We start from the raw sequence: 1,235 nt of genomic DNA, 5'->3' as shown, positions 1-1,235 counted from the left end.
GTAGTAGCGCAGCGCTTCGGCTTCCAGGCCGACATCCAGGTAGGTACGCGCCATGACGAAGGTGCCGCGCGACTTGGACATCTTGGCGCCGTCGACCATCAGGTAGCCATTGACGTGCAGGCGCGTCGGCGCGCGATGGCCGGTGCCGTGCAGCACCGCCGGCCAGAACAGGCCGTGGAAATTGACGATGTCCTTGCCGATGAAGTGGTGCAGTTCGGTGCTGGAACCGGCGCGCAGGTGGGCGTCGAAATCTTCCCCGTTCTTGGCGCACAGGGTCTGGAAGCTGGACAGGTAGCCGATCGGCGCATCCAGCCAGACGTAGAAGTACTTGCCGGGCTGGCCGGGGATTTCGAAGCCGAAGTACGGCGCGTCACGGGAAATGTCCCAGGCGCGCAGGCCGCCTTCGGCATTGAGCCATTCGCCGAGCTTGGCCTTGACGCCGGGCAGGGCGACGTCGCCGGCCAGCCACTCGCGCAGGAAGCCTTCAAAGCGGCCGACTTCGAAGAAGAAGTGTTCGGAGTCGCGCATTTCCGGGGTGGCCCCGGAGATGACCGAGCGCGGGTCCTTGAGTTCAGTGGGGCCGTAAGTGGCGCCGCACACTTCGCAGTTGTCGCCGTACTGGTCAGGGCTGCTGCAGACCGGGCAGATGCCCTTGATGTAGCGGTCGGGCAGGAACATGCCCTTGGCCGGATCGTAGAACTGGGCCACGGAGCGGCGCGCGATGTGGCCTTCGGCCTCAAGCTTGAGGTAGAAGGCTTCGGTCAGGGCTTTGTTGGCGGCCGAGTTGGTGGAGTCGTAGTGGTCGAAGGCGACGCCGAAGGCGGCAAAGTCGCGTTCGTGACTGGCCTGGATGTTGGCGATGAAGGCTTCCGGGCTGACGCCGGCCTTTTCGGCGGCGAGCATGATCGGGGTGCCATGGGTGTCATCGGCGCAGACGAACCAGGTCTTGCCGCCGCTCATTCGCCGCGCGCGCACCCAGATGTCAGCCTGGATGTAGCCGACCAGGTGGCCCAGGTGGAGCGGGCCGTTGGCGTAGGGCAGGGCGGTGGTGACGAGAGCGGTGCGGGTCATGGTCTGCGTTGTTGCTTTGGGGACTGGGGATTATCGCATGGAGGGGGTGGGCGCCTGCGGCGGGCTTTTTTTCGAAACTGGAGCCAGGGCCACAGCCGAAGCCGAAGCCGAAGCCGAAGCCGAAGCCGAAGCCTATTGACCGGTCTGCTGGGGGAGGGCTGGGG

Annotated in this window: 1 protein-coding gene; it reads right to left on the bottom strand. The window is 65.5% G+C overall.

Translation table 11 applies throughout. From position 1 onward, the window contains the following. On the bottom strand, positions 1–1,071 hold a 1,071-nt coding region (gene metG, locus AC1DQP_RS20670), incomplete at its 3' end, for a methionine--tRNA ligase (RefSeq protein ID WP_478052451.1). Between the last annotated feature and the right edge of the window lie 164 nt (positions 1,072–1,235).

The sequence above is a fragment of the Stenotrophomonas sp. P5_A8 genome (assembly GCF_056400545.1).
The sequence above is the reverse complement of the archived record's forward strand: the minus strand, read 5'-3'. Positions and strand labels throughout refer to the sequence as shown.